The organism is Amycolatopsis camponoti (genome assembly GCF_902497555.1).
In the GTDB taxonomy this organism is placed as follows: Bacteria; Actinomycetota; Actinomycetes; order Mycobacteriales; family Pseudonocardiaceae; genus Amycolatopsis; species Amycolatopsis camponoti.
In genome coordinates, this window is record NZ_CABVGP010000002.1 from 836,879 (window position 1) to 858,626 (window position 21,748).

Below are 21,748 nucleotides of genomic sequence, written 5' to 3' on the forward strand. Positions count from 1 at the left end.
TGCCGGGTGGGCGATTCGTCCCTGCGCAAAGCTAGCGGGTTTCGTTAGCTTTGTGAGGTGACGCACTGGCGCGCCGACGAGTGGGCGGAAGCGGTCCGGACCGGCATCCGCTCGCGGGGCCTGTCTCTGGACGAGGCCGCGCGCCGGATCGGCGTTCCGACGTCGACGCTGCGCAGCTGGATCGAACATCGGCACGCGCCGAAGGTGACCGTCTTCGACCACTGGGCCCAGCTCGCCGAGGTCACCGGCCTGGGGGAGGCCGAGCTGCTGCGCGTCGCCGGGGTGCTGCCCGACAGCCTGGCCAGCCCGGTGCACGTCGCGCAGGCCGCGAAAGCACTGCGGGAGGGCATCGACCAGGCCGGGCAGTTCCTCCGGCAGGCCACCGCGCTCGTCTACTCCTCGCCCGGCACGCAGGTGGCCAACCTCATCGCCGCGTCGCCGGTCGACTGGGAGATGCGGATCCGCTCCGCCACCCGCGGCGACGAGGTCCGCGTCACCTACCACCACTACGTCGGCGTCGTGGCGCCGCCGGGCTTTCCCCACGACGACGCCGAGGTGCGCCGGATCCTCGAGCACGACGTCCTCGGCGAGCTGTGGCGCCCGCTCGGGCTGTACTGGCGGGTCGCCGAGGTGCACGACTGGCACGAACCGCCGCGGCTGGTGATCCAGGTGCCCGAGCAGGAGGCGACGCGTCCGCCCGTGCCGTCGCCGGTCGTCGCCGCGCCGCCGGTCGTCGTGCTGTCGCCGATCTGGGGGTACGGCGAGCTGCTCGCGTCGCTGGTCGCCGACGGCCTCGGGTTCGGCAACGTCGACTTCCGCTACTTCGGCCTCCCGGACGCCATGGCCGACCGCGTCCGGATCACGGCCCGCGAGCTGGCCGAGCCCGCGCCGCGGCTCGTGCACTCGGTGCCGCCGATCATGCTGCTGCACGGCCTGGCCGTGCCGGACCTGACCGGACGGCTCCCGGTCGTGGTCCGCTACGGCCCCCGCATGCGCGAGCGGGCCGCGCGGATCTACCGCGAGCCGCTGCTCGAAGCGGGTTTCGCAGACCCGCTGGCGGGCGCGCGGGCGATCGAGGAAGCGATCTCGGTCCCGCCGGGCTGCGCGTACTTCGAGGTCACGCTCGCCGACGAGGATGTCTTCGACGGCGACGGCCCCTCGCTGGACCGGCTCAACGACTCGGTGGCCTGGTTCGCCGAGCAGATCGTCGAGCAGGTGCTGCTGGGTGCCGGGCACCCGCCGGTGCCGGTGGGCGGGCCGCTGAAACGCCTGGTCCTGCCCTCGGGCCGGGTGCGCCGGCCACCGGTGCTGGCCGGGGGCGTCGTGCGGCGCGTCGCGGATCGAGCCGCGCTCGAAGGGTGATGTGGCGTTGCCCGGGTGAAGTAGACGGACCTCGAACCCGGCAGGTACCGTGACCGTCACAACTGCAGATCGGGCCGTAGAGCCGAGGCGGGAGAGCCTCCACGAAGTCAGTGGGGCACCGAAGGAGCAAACTCCCCAGAATCTCTCAGGTACCTGTTACCGCTTCGTGCGAGGCCACTCTGGAAAGCAGGCGCACCCGCGTCTCACCCAAGGTGAAAGCCGTGTCCCGCACGGTGAAACTCTCAGGTGCCATGACAGAGGGGGAGTTCCCAGCGCACCGTTGTGTGCCCAGGCCCGAGGAGCTCCCCATCACTTCCACGCAGTTCGACGCCCGCCACATCGGCCCGTCCGAGGCCGAACGCGCGAAGATGCTGGCCGAGTGCGGCTACGGCAGCCTGGACGCCCTCGTCGGCGCGGCCGTGCCGACCGCCATCCGCGCCACCCGTGACCTGGTCCTCCCGCCGGCCGCGTCCGAAGAGGAAGCCACCGCGGAGTTGCGCGCCCTCGCTGCCCGCAACCGGCCGATGACGCAGATGATCGGCCTCGGCTACTCCGACACCGTCACCCCCGGCGTGATCCGCCGCAACGTCCTCGAGAACCCGGCCTGGTACACCGCCTACACGCCCTACCAGCCGGAGATCTCCCAGGGCCGGCTCGAAGCCCTCCTCAACTTCCAGACGATGGTGGCCGACCTGACCGGCCTGGCCACCGCGAACGCCTCGCTGCTCGACGAGTCGACCGCCGTCGCCGAAGCCGTCACGTTGATGCGCCGCGCGTCGAAGTCCAAATCGAACAAGGTCGTCCTCGACGCCGAGTGCCTGCCGCAGACCATCGCCGTCGTGCGGACCCGCGTCGAAGCGCTGGGCATCGAGGTCGAGGTCCGCGACCTGCTGACCGGCCTGCCGGACGACTTCTTCGGCGTCGTCGTCCAGTACCCGGGCGCGTCCGGCGTGCTGCGTGGCCGCGGCTTCTACCACGCGATTTCCGAGTCGGCGAAGGCCGCGGGCGCGCTGTTCACCGTCGCCGCCGACCTGCTCTCGCTGACGCTGGTCACCGCGCCCGGCGAGTTCGGCGCCGACGTCGCGGCGGGTTCGACGCAGCGCTTCGGCGTCCCGCTCGGCTACGGCGGTCCGCACGCCGGGTTCATGTCCGTCCGCGCCGGCCTCGAGCGCTCGCTGCCCGGGCGCCTCGTCGGCGTCTCGGTCGACGCCGACGGCAACCCGGCCTACCGGCTCGCGCTGCAGACGCGTGAGCAGCACATCCGCCGCGAGAAGGCGACGTCCAACATCTGCACCGCGCAGGTCCTCCCGGCCGTGCTGGCCGCGATGTACGCGGTCTACCACGGCCCCGACGGCCTGAAGAAGATCGCCCGGCGTGTCCACGGCCTCGCCGCGGGCTTCGCCGGCGCCCTGCGTCAGGCCGGTGTCGAGGTCGTGCACGAGTCCTTCTTCGACACCGTCGTCGCGCACGTTCCCGGCCGGGCCGCCGAGATCCACGCGGCTGCCCGCGAAGCCGGGATCAACCTCGGCCACGTCGATGCCGATCACGTCCGCGTCGCGTTCGACGAGGTCAGCACCCCCGCGATCACCGCCAAGGTGCTGGGCGCGTTCAAGATCGACACCGAGGTCGATGACGGCGTCGCGCTGCCGAACGGCCTCGCCCGCGAGAGCGGCTTCATGGGCCACGAGGTCTTCGGCACCCACCGCTCCGAGACGGCGATGCTGCGCTACCTGCGCAAGCTGTCCGACCTGGACTACGCGCTCGACCGCGGCATGATCCCGCTCGGCTCCTGCACGATGAAGCTCAACGCCACCACCGAGATGGAGCCGATCAGCTGGCGCGAGTTCGCCGGCATCCACCCGTTCGCCCCGGCCGAGGACGCCGCCGGCTACCACACGCTCGTGGGGCAGCTGGCCGACTGGCTGGCCGAGGTCACCGGCTACGACAAGGTGTCGCTGCAGCCGAACGCGGGCAGCCAGGGCGAGCTGGCCGGGCTCCTCGCGATCCGCGCGTACCACCGCGCGAACGGCGACGAGGCTCGCGACGTCTGCCTGATCCCGTCGTCCGCGCACGGCACCAACGCCGCGTCCGCGGTGCTCGCCGGGATGCGCGTGGTCGTCGTCAAGTGCACCGACGAGGGCAACGTCGACCTCGCCGACCTGCGGTCCAAGGTGGACACCCACCGCGACACGCTCGCCGCGATCATGGTCACCTACCCGTCCACGCACGGCGTGTACGAGCACGACATCGACGAGCTTGCGAAGATCGTCCACGATGGCGGCGGCCAGGTGTACGTCGACGGCGCGAACCTCAACGCCCTGCTGGGCCTGGCCAAGCCGGGCGAGTTCGGCGGCGACGTCTCGCACCTGAACCTGCACAAGACCTTCTGCATCCCGCACGGCGGTGGCGGCCCGGGCGTCGGCCCGGTGGCGGTGCGCGCGCATCTGGCGCCGTACCTGCCGAACCACCCGCTGCTGGACCAGGCCGGCCCGGCGACCGGCGTCGGCCCGATCAGCGGCGCGCCGTACGGCTCGGCGTCGATCCTGCCGATCTCCTGGGCCTACGTCCGGATGATGGGCGCGCCCGGCCTGACCGCGGCCACCAAGGTCGCCGTGCTCGCCGCGAACTACGTCGCCGCGCGCCTGGCCCCGCACTACCCGGTGCTCTACACCGGCCAGGACGGCCTGGTCGCCCACGAGTGCATCCTCGACCTGCGGCAGATCACCAAGGAGACCGGCGTGACGGTCGACGACGTCGCGAAGCGGCTCATCGACTACGGCTTCCACGCGCCGACGATGTCGTTCCCGGTCGCGGGCACGCTGATGGTCGAGCCGACCGAGTCCGAGGACCTCGGCGAGATCGACCGGTTCATCGCCGCGATGATCGCGATTCGCGCCGAGATCGACGAGGTGGCTGCCGGTCGCTGGGGCGCGGAGGAGTCCCCGCTGCGGGGCGCTCCGCACACCGCGGAGACGCTGGTCGGCGAGTGGGACAAGCCCTACGACCGCGAGCTGGCCGTGTACCCGGCGGGTGTTTCCCGCAAGAACAAGTACTGGCCGCCGGTGCGGCGCATCGACGGCGCCCGCGGCGACCGTAACCTCGTGTGCTCCTGCCCGCCCCTCAACGCTTACGAAGGCTGAGCTCCAGTGTCGAAAGAGACCTCCCTGCACGGAGTCCACAAGGGACTCGGCGCGCTGTTCACCGACTTCGCCGGCTGGTCCATGCCGGTCCGCTACGCCAGCGAGCTGGCCGAGCACAAGGCGGTCCGCGAGGCGGCCGGGCTGTTCGACCTCTCGCACATGGCCGAAATCCACGTCACCGGCAAGCAGGCGGCCGACGTCCTGGACTTCGCGCTGGTCGGCAACCTCACCGGGGTCAAGCCGGGCCGGGCGCGGTACACGATGATCTGCGACGCTTCCGGCGGCGTCCTCGACGACCTGGTCGTCTACCGGTTGGCCGACGAGCACTACCTCGTCGTCGCGAACGCGGGCAACGCGAAGGTCGTCGCCGACGCGCTGGCCGAGCGGGTCGCGGGCTTCGACGCGGTGGTCGACGACCGCAGCGAGACGACCGCGCTGATCGCCGTTCAAGGCCCGAACGCCGCGACGATCCTGGGTTCGGTCACCGACGCCGACCTCGACGCGCTGAAGTACTACGCCAGCGTCCCGGCGGTCGTGAAGGGCCACGACGTCCTGCTCGCCCGCACCGGCTACACCGGCGAGGACGGCTTCGAGCTGTTCGTGAACGCCGACGAGGCGCCGGCGGTCTGGCGTCTGCTCATGGACGCGGGCGAGCCGCACGGGCTCGTCCCGGCCGGGCTGGCCTGCCGCGACACCCTGCGGCTCGAAGCCGGGATGCCGTTGTACGGCAACGAACTCACCCTCGACCAGAGCCCGTTCGAGGCCGGGCTCGGGCGCGTCGTCAAGTTCGAGAAGCCGGGTGAGTTCGTCGGCCGCGCGGCCCTCGAAGAGCGGTCCAAGCAGGACGTCCCCCGCGTGCGGGTCGGTCTGAAGGGCGCAGGTCGTCGTGCTCCGCGGCACGGTTACCAGCTGCTGGCCGACGGCGCCGAGATCGGTGAGGTGACCAGCGGCGCGCTGTCGCCCACACTCGGTTACCCGATCGCCATGGCGTACGTCGATCGGGCGTACGCCGAGCCCGGCACCGAGCTGTCCGTCGACATCCGGGGCAGGATCGAGCCCGTCGAGGTCGTCGCCCTGCCCTTCTACTCCCGCGCGTAAGGACTTTTGAGCCATGAGCATCCCCGAGAACCTGCAGTATACCAAGGAACACGAGTGGCTGTCCGTCGAAGACGGCGTCGCCACCGTGGGCATCACCGCCTTCGCCGCCGAGTCGCTCGGTGACATCGTGTTCGTCCAGCTGCCCGAGGCCGGCGCCACCATCACCGCCGGCGAGGTGTTCGGCGAGGTCGAGTCGACCAAGTCCGTCAGCGAGCTGTACGCGCCCGTGTCCGGCGAGGTCGCCGAGGTGAACGGCACCACAGCCGACACCCCCGAGGTCATCAACTCCGACCCGTACACGGAAGGCTGGCTGCTGAAGGTGCGTCTGACCGGGGACGTGCCGGACCTGCTCGACGCCGCCGCGTACGCCGCGCTCACTCAGGAGAACTGATGACGACGTTCGACCAGCACCTGTCCGAAGTCGACCCCGAGGTCGCCGCGGCCGTCGCCGACGAACTGACCCGTCAGCAGTCCACCCTGGAGATGATCGCCTCCGAGAACTTCGCGCCGGTGGGCGTGCTCGAGGCGCAGGGCTCGGTGCTGACCAACAAGTACGCCGAGGGCTACCCCGGCCGCCGCTACTACGGCGGCTGCGAGCACGTCGACGTCGTCGAGCAGCTCGCCATCGACCGCGCGAAGGCCCTGTTCGGCGCCGAGCACGCCAACGTCCAGCCACACTCGGGCGCGCAGGCCAACGCGGCCGCGATGTTCGCCGTGCTCAAGCCGGGCGACACGATCCTCGGGCTCGACCTGGCGCACGGCGGCCACCTGACGCACGGGATGAAGATCAATTTCTCGGGCAAGCTCTACAACGTCGTCGCCTACCACGTCGACAAGGAGACCGGGATCGTCGACCTCGCCGAGATCGAGCGCCTGGCCGTCGAGCACCGGCCGAAGCTGATCATCGCCGGCTGGTCCGCCTACCCGCGTCAGCTCGACTTCGCCGAGTTCCGCCGCATCGCCGACCTCGTCGACGCCCGCCTGATGGTGGACATGGCCCACTTCGCCGGGCTGGTCGCGACCGGGCTGCACCCGTCGCCGGTGCCGCACGCCGACATCGTCACCACGACGACGCACAAGACCCTGGGTGGCCCGCGCGGCGGCCTCATCCTGTGCCGCCAGGAGCTGGCGAAGAAGATCAACTCGGCGGTGTTCCCCGGCCAGCAGGGCGGGCCCCTCGAACACGTCATCGCGGCCAAGGCCGTCGCGCTGAAGATCGCCGCGAGCGACGAGTTCAAGGAGCGTCAGCAGCGCACCCTCGAAGGTTCGCGGATCCTGGCGTCGCGGCTGTCGCAGGACGACTGCGCTTCGGCCGGGGTGCGCGTGCTGACCGGCGGCACCGACGTCCACCTGGTGCTCGTCGACCTGGTCCAGTCCACTCTGGACGGTCAGCAGGCCGAGGACCGGCTGCACGAGGTCGGCATCACGGTCAACCGCAACGCCGTCCCGTTCGACCCGCGCCCGCCGATGATCACCTCCGGCCTGCGGATCGGCACGCCGGCGCTGGCCACTCGCGGCTTCCAGGCCGACGACTTCGCCGAGGTCGCCGACGTCATCGCCGAGGCGCTCAAGCCGGACTTCGACGACGCCCTGCGGTCCAAGCTGCGCGACCGCGTCGAGACGCTGGCCAAGAAGCACCCGCTGTACGCGGACCTGTCCCGATGAGCGCGCTGCCCGAGGGGCGGAAGCTGCTGCGTCTGGAAGTCCGCAACAGTGAGACGCCGATCGAGAAGAAGCCGCCGTGGATCAAGACGCGGGTGCGGATGGGGCCGGAGTTCACCGAACTCAAGGGTCTCGTGCGTCGCGAGGGTCTGCACACGGTGTGCGAAGAGGCCGGTTGTCCCAACATTTACGAGTGCTGGGAAGACCGCGAAGCCACGTTCCTGATCGGCGGTGACCAGTGCACCCGCCGGTGTGACTTCTGTCAGATCGACACGGGCAAGCCCGCTGAGCTGGACCGGACTGAGCCGCGGAAGGTCGCGGAGTCCGTTCAGGCCATGGGGTTGCGCTACTCGACGGTCACCGGCGTGGCCCGTGATGACCTGGAGGATGGCGGCGCTTGGCTCTACGCGGAGACCGTCCGGCAGATCCACGCTCTGAACCCGGGTACCGGTGTCGAGCTGTTGATCCCGGACTTCAACGCGGACCCCGCGCAGCTGGCTGAGGTGTTCGGGTCGCGGCCGGAGGTGTTGGCGCACAACGTGGAGACGGTGCCGCGGATCTTCAAGCGGATCCGTCCCGGCTTCAGGTATGCGCGTTCGCTGGAGGTCATCACCGCCGCGCGTGAAGCCGGTCTGGTGACGAAGTCCAACCTGATCCTCGGCATGGGTGAGACCCCCGACGAGGTCGCTCCGGCGATGCAGGACCTGGTCGACGCCGGGTGCGAGATCCTGACGATCACGCAGTATCTGCGTCCGTCGTCGCGGCATCACCCGGTGGATCGGTGGGTCAAGCCGGAGGAGTTCGTCGAGCACTCCCACGCCGCCGAGGCGATGGGCTTCGCGGGCGTGATGGCCGGGCCGCTGGTGCGGTCGTCGTACCGCGCGGGACGGCTCTACGCGCAGACCAAGGGCTACCGTGGAGAGGAGCTGCCGGAAAACCTGCGGCACCTCGCCGACCAGGGCCCGGCCGCGCAAGAAGCCAGCTCCCTGCTGGCGCGATAGGAAGGGGCGGATCAATGGCGATCAGCGTCTTCGACCTGTTTTCCATCGGCATCGGCCCGTCGAGCTCCCACACCGTCGGGCCGATGCGGGCGGCACTGACCTTTGTGGACGGACTCGGCACCGATCTCGAGAAGACCGCGCGCGTCCAGGCCGAGCTGTTCGGCTCGCTCGGCGCGACCGGGTTCGGCCACGGCAGCGACAAAGCCGTCCTGCTCGGGCTGTCCGGTGAACGTCCCGAGGCGATCGACACCGACGTCGTGCCCGCGCGCGTCGCGGAAATCCGGGAGTCCGGGCGGCTGAAGGTGCGCGGCACGCACGAGATCGCGTTCGACGAGGACACCGACCTCACGATGCACCGGCGCAAGTCCCTGCCGGCGCACCCGAACGGGATGATCTTCCGCGCGTTCGCCGCCGACGGTTCCCTGCTGCGCGAACGCACGTACTACTCGGTCGGCGGCGGTTTCGTCCGCGACGAGTCGTACGAGACGGACGCGGTGTTCGTCGAGGACTCGACGCCGGTGCCGTACCCGTTCCGCACGGGCGCGGACCTGCTCGGGCACTGTGCCGCGACCGGCTTGCCGATCAGCGAGATCATGCTGGCCAACGAGCTGTCCTGGCGCAGCGCCGCGGAAGTCCGCGACGGGCTCCTGGCGATCTGGGCGGTCATGGCGGAGTGCGTCCGCAACGGCTGCACGCACGAAGGCGTCCTCCCGGGCGGCCTGAAGGTGCCGCGGCGGGCCCGCGCGCTGCACGAGAAGCTCCTCGCCGAGGACGGCCTGGACGACCCGCTGTACGCGATGGACTGGGTCAGCCTGTACGCGCTGGCGGTGAACGAGGAGAACGCCGCGGGCGGCCGGGTCGTCACCGCGCCGACCAACGGCGCCGCCGGGATCATCCCCGCGGTCCTGCACTACTACCAGCGCTTCATCCGGCACTCGTCCGACGACGGCATCGTGAAGTTCATGCTCACCGCGGGCGCGATCGGCTCGATCCTCAAGCAGACGGGCTCGATCTCGGGTGCCGAGGTGGGGTGCCAGGGCGAAGTGGGCTCGGCGTCGGCGATGGCGGCGGCAGGCCTGACGGAGGTCCTCGGCGGCTCACCGGCCCAGGTGGAGAACGCGGCGGAGATCGGGGTGGAGCACCACCTCGGCCTGACGTGCGACCCGGTGGGCGGGCTGGTGCAGATCCCGTGCATCGAGCGCAACGCGGTGGGAGCGTCGAAGGCGATCCACGCGGCGAGGATGGCGATGCGCGGCGACGGAAGCCACGTGGTGACGCTGGACAAGGCGATCAAGACGATGCGCGAGACAGGCGCGGACATGAGCGTGAAGTACAAGGAAACCGCCCGCGGCGGCTTGGCGGTGAACGTCATCGAGTGCTGATCAGCGCCCTCGTTTGCGCACCACGAACCGCTCGACCCCGTGGTGAGTGATCTTCCAGACGTCGGGAGTTCGATCAGCGGACAGCGTGACGATGTCCGCGAGGTTGCTCTCGACAAGGTGCAGGAGTTGGTCGCGGGTCGCTTCGCCGGGTAGGTAGAACATGTGCACCTTCGCGGACCGGTACGCGACCAGCTCATCGGGACGCTCCATGATCTTGGCGTCCCGGTTCAGCACTACCCAACCGGTTCCGGCGATCCGCCCCAGCCATTCGGTGTCGGCCGCGCCGAGCGATTCGATCCGGGTGCCGAACAACTCGGGCGGGGTGTGACAGGTATAGCCGAGCGCGACAAGGCAGCGCCGCACACTGCGCGTGACGGCGTTCTCGTCGAGGTAGAACTCAGGCGGCGCGGCCCAGGAGGACGCGTGCGGCGGCCCGGACGGCGTCGATGCCGATTCCGTGTTCTTCGGCGACGACGGCAGGTTCTTCACCTGCCCTCAGCATGGCCGCGACGTTCGAGACTCGCGCACCGGAGTCCATGAAGACGGGCTGCCCCGACGAACGATAGGGGTCGATGGCGACCTTCGAAGGTTCGAAGGTTCGCAGCTTGAGGTGATTCGGGTAGTCGTCGGCACCGAATCCCACGTAGGTCAGATAGTCCTGCACGATTTCGCGAATCACGGTCTGACCGGACCGGCCTTCGATCAGACCCGCTCCGGCTTCGGTCTTGGAAAAGTCCCAAAGCACCGAGATCCCGTCGGTCACGAGCGCCGGCGATACCAGGACGTACTCATGTCCGAATTCGCGTTGCAGTTTCTTGAGAGCAGGGCGGATTTTCTGTGGACGAACGCCCGCCTGCCGGAGTCCCTCGAGGACCCATGCCTCGGCGAGGGCGATGAACGGGACGCTGGCCTGCCGGATGCTTTCCGGTTCGGAGATGTGCAGGAGCGGTCCGCCGTGCGGATAGCCACGCGCCCAGCGGTGGAACGTCTGCTGCGGAATCCCCAGGTGCCGAGCGGCATCGGCCATGCTCATCAGCGGCCGGGCGAACCTCACGTCGTCGTCCACGCGTCCTCCTCTCGGATAGGACAATACTGCTCCATCGCTCAGGGTGATCATTTGACACGCACGGCGACAGCTTGACGCGAGACAGGCGCGGACATGAGCGTGAAGTACAAGGAAACCGCCCGCGGCGGCTTGGCGGTGAACGTCATCGAGTGCTGACGTCGCTTTCCGCGAAAGCGACGTCAGTTCCGCCGGTCCTCGTCCTCCACCGCCAGCTTCAACCCCACCTCCACCAGGCGCCAGCCGAGCTGCTGCTTCCTGGTTCCCGGGCTGCGGCTGGGCCTCGCCCGGCCGGGCGGACGGTCGCGCACGCCGTGGCGCAACTCGTTCTCCCGCTCGTGAACCAGATCTTCGGCCATCAGGAAGTGCACCGGATCGCCCCCTGCGTCGATGTTCGGTGTCGGTGGTGCCATCGTCGCCGACCGTGGCCGTCCGGTTCCACCGGTTTTTCGGACCGCGAACGTCATTGTCACCGACAGCGACCGTCCGTGGCCACTCCGAAGGTGCGCCGCGCCGGGGAAGTACCGCGCGCCGCGGCCTAAACTCGCGGGATGGAACCGACCTCGGTGGTGAATGCGGGTGAAGCGCTGTTCCGGCCGGTCCGCGCGGGCAACGCCTTCGAGGAGACGGTCGAACGGCTGCTGCAGGCCATCCGGCTCGGCGTCGTCGGCGCGGGGGAGCGGCTCCCGTCGGAGCGCGAGCTGGCCGAGCGGCTCGGGGTCAGCCGCGTCACGCTCCGCGAAGCCATCCGGGCCCTCTCCGACGCCGGTTACGTCGAGTCACGGCGAGGCCGCTACGGCGGCACTTTCGTGCACGACACCCTGCCCGGGCCGCCGGAACGGTCACCCGGAGGCAAGGTCGAACCCGTCGCACTGGAGGACGCGCTGTGCCTCCGGTACGTCCTCGAGACCGGCGCCGCGGAGATGGCCGCCGCGCGGTCGCTGAGCCCGGCCGACCGCCGGCACCTCACCGGGACACTCGCCGAAGCCGCGAGCGCGAGCCTCGACGACTACCGCCGCAAGGACTCCCGCCTGCACCTCGCGATCGCGGAGGTGACGGCGTCCGGCTCCCTGACCACGGCGATGGCCGACGCCCGCACCCGCGTCAACCAGCTGCTCGACCGGATCCCGCTGCTCCCGCCCAACCTCGAGCACTCGAACGCCCAGCACGAGGCGATCGTCGACGCGATCCTGGCCGGCGACGCCCCCGCGGCCCGCCAGGCCATGGCGGAGCACATCGAAGGCACGGCGTCGCTGCTGCGCGCGTTCCTGGCCTGAGCGCACCGGGTTCGCCTTGACAGGATTCGAACAACCTCGTTAGTTCTCCACAGAACCTCCTCACCCGGTCGGCCGTCATCCATTCGTGACCTTGGCGAGCGAGGAAATAGCGGAAGAAGACGAGAAGCCGGACACCCCGCGGCGCCGTCGGTGGCGGCGGATCCGGCGGATCGGGTACTGGAGCTTCGGGCTGCTCGTCGGCGTCCCGCTGATCGCCTTCTGGGTCGCCTACCTCGTGCTCGACGTCCGCAGCCCCCAAGAGGTCCTCGCCGGGCTCGACAAGACCGTCGTCCTGCAGTATTCGGACGGGTCGTCGCTGCTCAAGGTCATCCCGGCCGACGGCGACCGGACGTTCGTGCCCTACACGCAGGTGCCCGCGAAGCTGCGCGACGCCATCATCGCCACCGAGGACCCGACCTTCTGGGACAACCAGGGCTTCGACCCGACCGGCATCGGCCGCGCGTTCCTCACCGGCGTCGGCGGCGGGTCCGGGATCACCCAGCAGTACATCAAGAAGTCCACCGGCGACGACGACGCCTCCCTCGGCCGCAAGTTCGCCGAGCTCGTCCTGTCCACGAAGATCACCCAGGAGCAGACCAAGGAACAGATCTTCGAGAGCTACGTCAACATCATCTCCTTCGGCCGCGGCACGTTCGGGCCCGCCGCGGCGATGAACGCCTACTTCGGCAAGAAGCTCGACGACTCGATGACGTGGAGCGAAGCCGCCTTCCTCGCCGGGATGATCCAGTCGCCGTCGGTGCACGACCCGGCCGCGTCCGGCGACGCCCACGCCGCCCGGCGCTGGCAGTACGTGCACGACAAGCTCGTCGCCCGCCGCTACGTGCCGGCCGGCGAGCCGATGGCCTACCCCGGCGGCGAGATCCAGGCGCCGTCGGAGACCCGCGCGGGCCGCGTCACCTACGACGAGTTCCACATCAAGCAGCAGGTCCTGGCCGAGCTGGAACAGGACGGCTTCCCGCTCGGCCGGCTCCAGCAGGGAAACATGACCGTCGAGACGACGCTGGACCGCGGCATGCAGGACGCGGCGAAGAAGGCGTTGCGGGACAGGCTGAAGGGCGAGCCGAAGGAGTTCCGCGGCGCGGTGGTCGCCGTCGACCCGAAGACCGGCGCGGTGCGCGTCTACCAGGGCGGTGACCAGGGCGTCCGCGACTACGCGAGCACCCCGCACGCGGCGGGCTCGGCGTTCTACCCGTTCACCGTCGCCGCCGCCCTGCACCGCGGCTACGGCCCGGACGTGCCGGTCCCGGCGCCCGAGGAGCAGGAGTTCCTCGGCGAGAAGTTCAAGTACCCGGACGTCTGCGGCGTCAAGTGCACGCCGCGCACGGCGATGCGGGCGCACGCCGACGGCCCGTTCGTCGCCCTGGCGAGGAAGCTCGGCCCGGAGGCGCTGAGCGACGCCGCGCGGCAGGCCGGCATCCCCGAGACCGTCGACGGCACACCGACGATGCGGGAGCGGGACGGCTTCCTCATCGGGCCGGGGATCGCGATCGGCCGGTACCCGTTGCGGCCGTTGGACATGGCCGGCGCGTACGCGACCTTCGCGAACGACGGCGTCCGCACGACCCCGCACCTGGTGGCGAAGGTGCGCGACGAAAGCGGCGCCGTCGTCTGGGAGCACACCGACACCGCGCGCCCGGCGTTCGACGACGACGAAGACGAAAGCCGCCGGGTCGCCCAGGACGTCTCCGGCACCCTGACCGACGGCGGCGGGGCCGCGCTGCGCACCGGCGAGGCCGAGCACGGCAGCAGCCCGGACAACCAGGACGCCTGGGCCATCGGCTACACGCCGCGGCTGGCCGCCGCGGTCTGGGTCGGCTCCGACGACGATCGCCTGCTGAAGGACGCGAACGGCGCGAAGCTCACCGGAGACGTCGTCCCGGAAGACATCTGGCGCGGGTTCATGACGGCGGCGCACCAGAGCGTGCCGGCCCGGAAGATCACCGTGGCCCCGCCTCCGGTGGTGCGGCCGCCGCGCTGAGTCAGCGCACCAGGGCCAGCACGAACCCGTCGTGCCCCTTGCTGCCCACGGTCTGGACGGCGGTCGCGTCCAGCCGCGGCTCGGCGGCGAGGAGATCGACCATCTCCCGCACGCCCACGACGTCCGGGTCGGTGCTCGCCGCGTCGGTCACCCGGCCCTGCCGGACGACGTTGTCGACGACGATCGTCGTGCCCGGCCGGGAAAGCTCCAGCGCCGCGCGCACGTAGTTCGCGGAGTTGCTCTTGTCGGCGTCGACGAAGACGAAGTCGAACGGCCCGGTCAGCGTCGGCAGCGTGTCGAGCGCGGTGCCGACCTTGATCTCGACGACGTCCTCGCCGAAGCCGGCCCGCGCCAGGTTCGCCCGGGCGACTTCGGCATGCTTGGGTTCGTATTCGCAGGTCACCAGCTTGCCGCCGGCCGGGAGCGCGCGGGCCAGCCAGATCGTGCTGTATCCGCCGAGCGTGCCGATCTCCAGGATCGAGCGGGCGCCGGCCTGGCGGGCCAGCAGGTTCAGCAGCTTGCCCTGGTTGGGGGCGACGGCGATGTGCGGCAACCCGGCGGCGGCCGAGTCGGCGAGCGCGTCGTCGAGCACCGGATCGGGGGCGAGCAGCGCGCCGGTGAAGTAGTCGTCGACTTCGGCCCAGGTCTTGTCGGTCATGGCACCTCCACGGCCAACTTAGCGGGCTGGGATCATGCTCGGGGACGACCGAAAGCGGGAAGGTGGACATGGACGACTACCGCGTCGTCGCGGACGCCCTCGCCGCCGACATCGAGGCCGGCCGTCTCCGCCCGGGTGACCGCCTTCCGCCGCAACGCCGCTTCGCGCGGCAACGCGGTCTCGCGAACTCCACCGCCGCTCGCGTCTACGGCGAGCTCGTCCGGCGCGGCCTGGCCGTCGGTGAAGTCGGGCGCGGGACCTTCGTACGGGCCGCGAAGCCGCCACCCGAACCCGCGCTCGCCGAACCCGGGGACGCCCGCGTCGACCTCGAACTCAACTTCGCCGTCCTGCCCGACCAGAGCGCGCTGCTGGCGAAAGCGCTGCAACCCCTGCTGCGCGACGACGTCCTCACCGCGGCCCTCCACCCGATCGGTGCCGCGGGCACCCCGGCTGCCCGGGAAGCCGCGGCCACGCTGCTCACCCGCGGCGACTGGCGCCCGGACCCCGCGACGATCCTCTTCACCGGCAACGGCCGCCAGGCCATCGCGGCCGCCATCGCCGCGTTCGTGCCGGTGGGGGAGCGGCTCGCGGTCGAGTCGCTGACGTACCCCGTCGTGAAGGCCGTCGCGTCGAGGCTCGGCGTCGAGCTGGTGCCGGTCGACACCGACGACCACGGGCTCGTACCGGAAGCCCTGGCCGCGGCCGGGCCGGTGCGCGCGCTGTACGTCCAGCCGACCCTGCACAACCCGCTCGGCACGACCATGCCCCCGAAGCGCCGCGAAGAGCTGGCCGCCGTCGTCGCCCGGCTGGACCTGCCCGTCATCGAGGACGGCATCTACACCTTCCTGCGTGACGACGTCCGCCCCTTCGCCGCGTACGCGCCGGAGCGGACGGTGTTCGTCGACAGCCTGTCCAAACGCGTCGCCCCCGGTCTGACGGCGGGATTCCTGGTCGCGCCACCGGCCTGGACCGCGCGGCTGGCGTCGTCGGTGCGGTCGGGCGCCTGGGCCGCGTCACGCTTCGCCGTCGAAGCGGCGACGCAGTGGATCGTGACGGGCACCCTGGCCGGCGTCGAAGCGGCGAAACGCCGTGATGCCGCTGTGCGGGCGTCGGTGGTCGAAGCGAAGCTGCCGGGTCTTCGGGGCGACGCGGCGTCCTACCACCGTTGGTGGGAGCTGCCGGAGCAGTGGCGCGCGGAGACGTTCGTCGCGGCGGCGGCTCGCCGGGGGATCGCGTTGTCCCCGGCGGCGGCGTTCGCGGTGCTACCGGGGCACGCGCCGAACGCCGTGCGCATCGCGGTCTCGGCCCCGCCGGTGGAGACGCTGGCCGCGGCCCTCGACGTCCTCGCGGCGCTGGCGAGCGGCAGCCCGGACGACCTGCTCGCCGACTGACGGCGCGTGCCAGCGGCGTGACAGTGCGGTGTGCGGTCCGCACCAGGGGCTCCGGCCAGCCTTCGGTTGTCGCGCAAGAAACCGAAGGAGCATCCATGAACGTCACGATCATCGGCGCCGGCCTCGGCGGCCTCACCTTGGCCCGGGTGCTGCACGTCCACGGCATCCCGGTCGCGGTTCACGAGGCCGAGCCGTCCCCGATGGCGCGCATGCAGGGCGGGATGCTGGACATCCACGACTACAACGGGCAGCTCGCCGTCGAAGCCGCCGGCCTGGTGGACGAGTTCCGCGCTCTCGTCCTGGACGGCCGCCAGGCGATGCGGATCCTCGACCGGGACGCGAACCTGCTGTACGAGAAGGTCGACGACGGCACGGGCGGACGGCCCGAGGTCCAGCGCGGCGAGCTGAGGCAGCTGCTGCTGGACGCGCTCCCGGAAGGGACCGTCCAGTGGGGACACAAGGTCAGCGGCGGCCGCACGCTCGACGACGGCTGCCACGAAGTGACCTTCACCGACGGCACCACGGTCGTCACGAGCCTGCTCGTCGGCGCCGACGGCGCCTGGTCGAAGGTCCGGCCGCTGCTCACCGACGCCACGCCGGAGTACGAGGGCACAGCGTTCGTCGAGACCTACCTGTTCGACGCGGACGCGAAGCACCCGGCCACCGCGGCGGCGGTCGGTGGCGGGTCGATGGTCGCGCACGGCGGCTCGGCGGACGACAGCATCAACGCCCACCGCGAGAGCGGCGCCACCCTGCACACCTACGTGGCGCTCGCCCGGCCGCTGGACTGGTTCGCGGCCATCGACTTCACCGACCCGGCCGCGGCCGCCGCCCGGATCGCGGCGGAGTTCGACGGCTGGGCCCCGGAGCTGACGGCACTGATCACCGACGGCGACACGGACCCGGTCCTGCGCCCGCACTACGCGCTGCCGGTCGGGCTCCGCTGGGCCCGAGTGCCGGGCGTGACCCTCGTCGGCGACGCCGCGCACCTCGCGGCGCCCAACGGCGAAGGCGCCAACCTCGCCATGCTGGACGGCGCGGAGCTGGGCCAGGCCCTCGCGGCGCACCCGGGCGATGTCGAAGCGGCCATCGCGCATTACGAGGAAGCCATGTTCGTCCGCAGCGCGACGCCCGTCGACGACGCCGTCCTCCTCGAGAGCCTGTTCGGCGACGACGTCCCGGAGAGCCTGCTGGAGCTGGTGCGGGGCGAGCGGGACTAGGGGGCGTACTTCCCGACGAAGCTGCCGCAGGTGACGGCGCGGCCCGTGAGCCGGGCTTGGATCGCCTTCTCCAGGCCCAGGTAGTCGAACACCGGCGTGTCCACCGGGACCGACTCCGGCACCGGGCCGCCCGTCGCGAGCATCCGGATCGAATCCGTCTCGAACAGCACCAGGTAGCCGCCTTCGCGGTTCAGCTCGTCCGCGGTCGAGAGCATCCGCTCGGGCGCGTCGCCGACGATCTCCAGCGGCAGCGGCCACTCCAGCGGGAACGGGTTGCGCAGGCCGAAGGCGGGGTAGGCGAACGGGCTGTCCGGCAGGATCGCCGTCTTCGCGGCCGGGAAGCGGTCGAGGCAGTCGCGGATCTGCCGGACGAACGTGTGCGTCGAAGGGTTGGTGCGGATGCCGGCCATCGCCGGGCTGACGTCGCCGAGGTCGGCGGTCAGCCGATCGTGCCCGAGGTCGAGGTAGGCGGCCTGGTCGTGGCGTGCGACGACGACCCAGCCGCACACCGCCACCGCCGTCAGGCCCGCGGTCGCGGTCACCCAGCGCCGCGCCAGCCGCGGCCGCGGCGGGACGACGTGGCTCAGCAGCAGCAACGCCGTCAGGGCGAGGGTGCCGGTGAGCAGCGTCGGCGTGTCGTTGCCCCACGACAGGCTGGTCATGAAGCCGGTCGCGAGCACGAGCAGCCCGGCCCACGGCACCTTCCGCGTCACGGCCGCGTTGACCGGCACGCTGATCGCGACGATCCACCACAGGACGTCCGCCCAGCGCGAGGAGCCGGTGAACCGGCCGTCGACGACCGTCCAGACGATCGCCGCCGCCCCGGCGAGCACGAGCACCCAGGACGCGATCCGCCCGGCGCCGCCGAGCCGGTCGCCCGGCAGCCGGACGGCCAGCAGCACGACGGCGATCGCGGCGAAGAAACCCAGCTCACGCACCGGCGCCCGGGTCAGCACCTCGGGGTCTTCGAGCCAGAGCCCGAGCAGCCGCTGGCCGTACGCGGGCACGCCGCCGGTCAGCTGCTCGACCATCTCGGTGAACCCGCCGCCGAGGCTCACCCAGGCGACGTACACGAGCCCGGGCGCGCCGAGCGCGAGGAGGTCGAGGAGCACCCGGACCACGCGCCGCGTCCCCGCGCGGGTGGCCGGGTGCAGCAGCAGCCACACCACGCCGATCACCGCGGCCAGTGCGAAGCTCTGCTTGACGAACACGGCGCAGCCGAGCAGCACCAGGCCGCCGCGCCGGGCGAGCGCGCGGCCGCCGCTCAGACCGGCGTCGAGCGCCCACGCGCCGCACGCGGTGAGCGCGATGCCGTCGACGGTGTGCCAGGCCATCAGCGGGAAGGCGTTGAGGTTGATCAGCGACGCCGCCGCGACCATCGCGGTCATGCCCGGGCCCCAGTCGAGCACCCGGCGGCGGGTGACGAGCGTGGCGAACGCGATCGTGGCGACGATGATCTCGATCATCGACAGGAAGCTCGACCCGAAGAACAACGGCATCGGCAGGGCGTAGTCGGCGACGTGCAGCACCGCGGACCCGAGCGGGCGGGCGGAGATGATGTCGGCGTGGGGGACTTCGCCGTGGAGCACGCGCCACGCCTGGGCGAGGATGAAGCCCTGGTCGGAGGGGTGGAACCCGAACCGGCCGACGCGCAGTTCGGTGGCCAGGGCCAGCAGCACCACCCAGCCGGCGTGAACGCCCCAGCGCAGCAGGGGCCGGGCGGGTTTCGCGGGTGCGGGCTCCGGGGCGGCGGCGCGCGCCGGACTCGCCACGTCCACGCCTGCCCGCCTTCCGCTCCCCGATCACACCCGGGAAGCGATGGTAGCGGCCTGGCCGGTGACCGGCTCGAACAGCACCACCGGGGCCGCCGGTCCACCGCGCGGGTCGTGAGTGAGAAACCGTGTTCTAACCCTGTTTCTCACTCACGACCGGTGAGCCGCGCCGCGGCCGGAGCCGGGTTCGCGCCCGGCCCCGGCCTTCACGTCACCTGATCGTGCGCCTTGCGGTGCCGATGGCGGCCGCCTGGTCGGCCACGGCGGATCGTTCCCCAGTACTGCTGATTTCCGGCATTCCGAACTCCCCAGTTCACGCCCGTACCGATGTACGGGACTCGCGCGAGGGTAGAAGTACCGTCGTCTCCAGTTCCAGTGTTTCGGCGGAATTCGCGGAGATCAAGCACGACGGCGCCAGATCGAGCGGGTCACCGCCGCCGCGACGGCCGCCGGCGCGGGCTGACTCGGGAGGCCGCGGGCCTCGGGCGCGGACTCCCGCGCCGCCCGGTACGCGAGGTGCGCGGCGAACCGCGCGAGCCGCGGCGCGACGAGCGTCGCCAGCTCGGCCGCCCGGCCTTCGGGCAGGCTGAGGATCTCCGGACGCTCTTCGAGGGCCTTCACCACGAGCGCGGCCGCGCGTTCCGGGCTGCTCGACGGGATGCCGCGGTAGCCGGTCGGCGCGATCATCGGCGTCCGCACCAGGGGCATCCGCACCGACGTGAACGTGATGCCGTCCGACAGCGTCTCGCGCCCGGCTGTCAGCCCGAACTCCTCCAGCGCGGCTTTCGACGCCAGGTAGGCCGAAAAGCGCGGGGTGTCGGTCTGCAGGCCCATGGTGGTGACGTTGACGACGTGGCCGAACCGCCGCTCGGCCATCGACGGCAGGAAGCCGAGGATGAGCCGCACCGGCCCGAAGTAGTTGATGGCCATCGTGCGCTCGTAGTCGTGGAAGCGTTCCGTGGACAGCGCGACCGAGCGCCGGATCGAGCGGCCGGCGTTGTTCACCAGCATGTCGACCGCGCCGTGCTCGCCGAGCACGTCCTTGACCAGCGCGTCGACGGCGTCGCCGTCGGTGAGGTCGCAGGGGTACGCGGCCGCGACGCCGCCGGCCGCGGTGATTTCGTCCCGGACGTCGTCGAGCTCCGCGGCGCGGCGGGCCACGAGGATCACCTTCGCGCCCTTGCGGGCCGCGGCGAGCGCCGACGCCCGGCCGATCCCGGACGACGCACCGGTGATCAGCACCGTGCGCCCCGCCAGGCCGTGCCGCCGACGCGCGCGGTCGGGGTCGAGGTGGTCCCGCCAGTACCGGTAGAGCGGCGCCGCGTAGTCGCGCAGCTCCGGCAGCTCGATGCCGCTGCCGAACAACGCGGTCGTGGTGCGCGCGGTGTCGAAGTCGACGTCGATGCCGAGGTGGGGCAGCACTTCCAGCGGGATGCCCAGCTCCTCCAGGACGGCGGCGCGGGCGGCCCGGCCGCCGGGCACGCGGTCGATCCCGGCCGCGGCGGCGTGCGCCAGCCGGGTGCCGGCGCGCCGCACGACGCCGGACGGCCGCGCCGGCAGCACGGCCCGGATCGTCGGCCCGCCCGCGGCGCGCGCGAAGGCGTTGTAGACGGAGTCGAGCGACTGCGGCCGCGCGGCGGCGAGGTGGTAGGTCGCCCCGGATGGCGCGTCCCGGTGCATCAGGTGCTCCATCGCCTCGACGACGTAGTCGACGGGCACCAGGTTCGTCGCGCCGAGGCCGGGGGCGGCGAGCGGGAGCCGTGCGGGCAGCGCCGCCAGCCGCGAGATGGCGGGGAGGAAGTAGTACGGGCCGTCGACCTTGTCCATCTCGCCGGTGCGCGAGTCGCCGACGACCGCGGAGGGCCGGTAAACGCGGAACGGCAGCGACTGCTCGCGGACGAGCTTCTCGGCCTGGAACTTCGTCGCGTGGTACGGCGAGCCGAAGTGCTGGCCGAGGTCGAAGTCGGCCTCGGTGAACCGCCCGGCGTGGTCGCCCGCGACGGCGATCGACGACACGTGGTGCACCAGTCCCGCCTCCGCGGCCAAGGCGAAGGCGAGCAGGTGCCGGGTGCCGTCGACGTTCGCGCGCCGGTTGGCGTCCTCGCCCGCGGTCAGGTCGTAGATCGCGCCGAGGTGGACGACGTGGTCGAGGTGCTCCAGGCCGGCGGGATCGACGCCGAGCCGGGGTTCGGCGAGGTCGCCGACCACCGGGTGGAGCTTGTCCGCACCCGGCAGGCCCTGGGCCCAGGTGGCCAGGCGCTCGCGGGAGGTCTCGCGGACCAGTGCGTACACCGCGGACGTCTCCGGCCGCCGCAGCAGGCGGGCGACCAGGCGTTTCCCGATGAAGCCCGTCGCGCCCGTCACGAAGTAGGTCGTCATGGCCGGTCCCTTCGGTAGTCGGGCCGACTCTAACCTACTGAAAAGTAGGAACGGTAGTTGTCAGTGTCCGCGGTTCACGGCTCGGCCGTGTCGTCCGCCGTCGCGACGACGGCGTCTCGCAGGGCGGCGCGCAGCCGTCCGACGTCGAGCGGGCCGAGTACCGCGGCCTCGCCCGGCGGCGCGACCAGCACCACCTTGTCCTGGCTGACGAACACCGTCACGTCCCGGCGCCGCCCGGCCAGATCCCGGCAGCCCACCGACCATTCGCCCCGACTCATGGTCGCCACCCTCCGTTTTCTCCTCGTGGTCGTGCTCCGTGCGAGGGTGGGAGAGAGGCGCGGGGG

18 protein-coding genes and 1 riboswitch are annotated in these 21,748 nt (G+C 71.5%); of the genes, 11 read left to right on the forward strand and 7 right to left on the reverse strand.

From position 1 onward, the window contains the following. Positions 1-57 precede the first annotated feature (57 nt). The 7 genes from AA23TX_RS24450 to AA23TX_RS24480 all read left to right on the forward strand — a co-directional run bounded on the left by AA23TX_RS24450 (position 58) and on the right by AA23TX_RS24480 (position 9,645). A complete protein-coding gene (locus AA23TX_RS24450) occupies positions 58-1,362 on the forward strand; it encodes a helix-turn-helix domain-containing protein (RefSeq protein ID WP_155545190.1) in 1,305 nt (434 codons plus the stop codon). A 78-nt stretch (positions 1,363-1,440) separates the two neighbouring features. Then, positions 1,441-1,534, forward strand: a riboswitch (glycine riboswitch). Between the two features lie 136 nt (positions 1,535-1,670). After that, a complete protein-coding gene (gcvP, locus tag AA23TX_RS24455; RefSeq protein ID WP_155547270.1) occupies positions 1,671-4,502 on the forward strand; it encodes an aminomethyl-transferring glycine dehydrogenase in 2,832 nt (943 codons plus the stop codon). Positions 4,503-4,508: 6 nt separating this feature from the next. After that, positions 4,509-5,600 carry a glycine cleavage system aminomethyltransferase GcvT gene (gene gcvT / locus AA23TX_RS24460; RefSeq protein ID WP_155545191.1) on the forward strand — a complete coding sequence of 364 codons (1,092 nt, stop codon included), beginning with the start codon at positions 4,509-4,511 and terminating at the stop codon, positions 5,598-5,600. A 13-nt stretch (positions 5,601-5,613) separates the two neighbouring features. Then, entirely contained in the window at positions 5,614-5,991 is a 378-nt protein-coding gene (gene gcvH, locus AA23TX_RS24465; RefSeq protein ID WP_155545192.1) for a glycine cleavage system protein GcvH, read from the forward strand. After that, the gene (gene glyA / locus AA23TX_RS24470; RefSeq protein WP_155545193.1) at positions 5,991-7,265 is read left to right on the forward strand and encodes a serine hydroxymethyltransferase; all 1,275 of its coding nucleotides are present in this window, start codon (positions 5,991-5,993) and stop codon (positions 7,263-7,265) included. Before gcvH ends, glyA begins: the two co-directional genes overlap by 1 nt. Continuing rightward, positions 7,262-8,263 (forward strand): lipoyl synthase, encoded by a 1,002-nt coding sequence (lipA, locus tag AA23TX_RS24475; RefSeq protein ID WP_155545194.1) that lies wholly within the window; start codon positions 7,262-7,264, stop codon positions 8,261-8,263. Before glyA ends, lipA begins: the two co-directional genes overlap by 4 nt. 14 nt (positions 8,264-8,277) lie before the next feature. Next, positions 8,278-9,645 carry an L-serine ammonia-lyase gene (locus AA23TX_RS24480; RefSeq protein ID WP_155545195.1) on the forward strand — a complete coding sequence of 456 codons (1,368 nt, stop codon included), beginning with the start codon at positions 8,278-8,280 and terminating at the stop codon, positions 9,643-9,645. On the opposite strand, the gene AA23TX_RS49670 is transcribed toward AA23TX_RS24480, so the two are convergent. The 3 genes from AA23TX_RS49670 to AA23TX_RS24495 form a co-directional block, all read right to left on the reverse strand. Further along, positions 9,646-10,134: a PIN-like domain-containing protein gene (locus tag AA23TX_RS49670; protein WP_196425513.1), complete on the reverse strand. Its 489-nt coding sequence runs from the start codon at positions 10,132-10,134 to the stop codon at positions 9,646-9,648. Then, positions 10,043-10,711, reverse strand: a complete 669-nt coding sequence (locus AA23TX_RS24490) for a DUF433 domain-containing protein (protein WP_155545196.1) — start codon at positions 10,709-10,711, stop codon at positions 10,043-10,045. Before AA23TX_RS24490 ends, AA23TX_RS49670 begins: the two co-directional genes overlap by 92 nt. 179 nt (positions 10,712-10,890) lie before the next feature. Then, a complete protein-coding gene (locus AA23TX_RS24495; RefSeq protein WP_155547272.1) occupies positions 10,891-11,121 on the reverse strand; it encodes a hypothetical protein in 231 nt (76 codons plus the stop codon). Positions 11,122-11,259: 138 nt separating this feature from the next. Between AA23TX_RS24495 and AA23TX_RS24500 the strand changes: the two genes are divergently transcribed. Together AA23TX_RS24500 and AA23TX_RS24505 are read left to right on the forward strand one after the other, a co-directional pair. Beyond that, positions 11,260-11,985: a FadR/GntR family transcriptional regulator gene (locus AA23TX_RS24500; protein ID WP_196425514.1), complete on the forward strand. Its 726-nt coding sequence runs from the start codon at positions 11,260-11,262 to the stop codon at positions 11,983-11,985. 85 nt (positions 11,986-12,070) lie between these two features. Beyond that, on the forward strand, positions 12,071-13,984 hold the full coding sequence (locus tag AA23TX_RS24505; protein WP_155545197.1) for a transglycosylase domain-containing protein: 1,914 nt from the start codon (positions 12,071-12,073) through the stop codon (positions 13,982-13,984). A gap of 1 nt (position 13,985) precedes the next feature. On the opposite strand, the gene AA23TX_RS24510 is transcribed toward AA23TX_RS24505, so the two are convergent. Then, positions 13,986-14,642 (reverse strand): O-methyltransferase, encoded by a 657-nt coding sequence (locus AA23TX_RS24510; protein WP_155545198.1) that lies wholly within the window; start codon positions 14,640-14,642, stop codon positions 13,986-13,988. 68 nt (positions 14,643-14,710) lie between these two features. Here AA23TX_RS24510 and AA23TX_RS24515 point away from each other — a divergent pair, with 68 nt between their 5' ends. Beyond that, complete coding sequence (locus AA23TX_RS24515; RefSeq protein ID WP_196425515.1) at positions 14,711-16,033, forward strand: aminotransferase-like domain-containing protein; 1,323 nt, start codon at positions 14,711-14,713, stop codon at positions 16,031-16,033. 95 nt (positions 16,034-16,128) lie between these two features. Then, complete coding sequence (locus AA23TX_RS24520) at positions 16,129-17,253, forward strand: FAD-dependent oxidoreductase (RefSeq protein WP_155545200.1); 1,125 nt, start codon at positions 16,129-16,131, stop codon at positions 17,251-17,253. Here AA23TX_RS24520 and AA23TX_RS24525 read toward each other — a convergent pair. From AA23TX_RS24525 to AA23TX_RS24535, 3 genes are all read right to left on the reverse strand, one after another. Further along, a complete protein-coding gene (locus AA23TX_RS24525) occupies positions 17,250-19,031 on the reverse strand; it encodes a hypothetical protein (RefSeq protein WP_155545201.1) in 1,782 nt (593 codons plus the stop codon). The genes AA23TX_RS24520 and AA23TX_RS24525 overlap by 4 nt on opposite strands. 393 nt (positions 19,032-19,424) lie before the next feature. Beyond that, on the reverse strand, positions 19,425-21,404 hold the full coding sequence (locus AA23TX_RS24530) for an SDR family oxidoreductase (protein ID WP_155545202.1): 1,980 nt from the start codon (positions 21,402-21,404) through the stop codon (positions 19,425-19,427). Positions 21,405-21,478: 74 nt separating this feature from the next. Next, positions 21,479-21,682: a hypothetical protein gene (locus tag AA23TX_RS24535; protein WP_155545203.1), complete on the reverse strand. Its 204-nt coding sequence runs from the start codon at positions 21,680-21,682 to the stop codon at positions 21,479-21,481. Positions 21,683-21,748 lie beyond the last annotated feature (66 nt).

Coding starts and splice junctions, on each gene's coding strand:
- gcvH (WP_155545192.1), top strand. CDS start 5,614: ATGAGCATCCCCGAGAACCTGCAGTATACCAAGGAACACGAGTGGCTG.
- glyA (WP_155545193.1), top strand. CDS start 5,991: ATGACGACGTTCGACCAGCACCTGTCCGAAGTCGACCCCGAGGTCGCC.
- lipA (WP_155545194.1), top strand. CDS start 7,262: ATGAGCGCGCTGCCCGAGGGGCGGAAGCTGCTGCGTCTGGAAGTCCGC.
- AA23TX_RS24480 (WP_155545195.1), top strand. CDS start 8,278: ATGGCGATCAGCGTCTTCGACCTGTTTTCCATCGGCATCGGCCCGTCG.
- AA23TX_RS24495 (WP_155547272.1), bottom strand. CDS start 11,121: ATGGCACCACCGACACCGAACATCGACGCAGGGGGCGATCCGGTGCAC.
- AA23TX_RS24500 (WP_196425514.1), top strand. CDS start 11,260: ATGGAACCGACCTCGGTGGTGAATGCGGGTGAAGCGCTGTTCCGGCCG.
- AA23TX_RS24510 (WP_155545198.1), bottom strand. CDS start 14,642: ATGACCGACAAGACCTGGGCCGAAGTCGACGACTACTTCACCGGCGCG.
- AA23TX_RS24515 (WP_196425515.1), top strand. CDS start 14,711: ATGGACGACTACCGCGTCGTCGCGGACGCCCTCGCCGCCGACATCGAG.
- AA23TX_RS24520 (WP_155545200.1), top strand. CDS start 16,129: ATGAACGTCACGATCATCGGCGCCGGCCTCGGCGGCCTCACCTTGGCC.
- AA23TX_RS24530 (WP_155545202.1), bottom strand. CDS start 21,404: ATGACGACCTACTTCGTGACGGGCGCGACGGGCTTCATCGGGAAACGC.
- AA23TX_RS24535 (WP_155545203.1), bottom strand. CDS start 21,682: ATGAGTCGGGGCGAATGGTCGGTGGGCTGCCGGGATCTGGCCGGGCGG.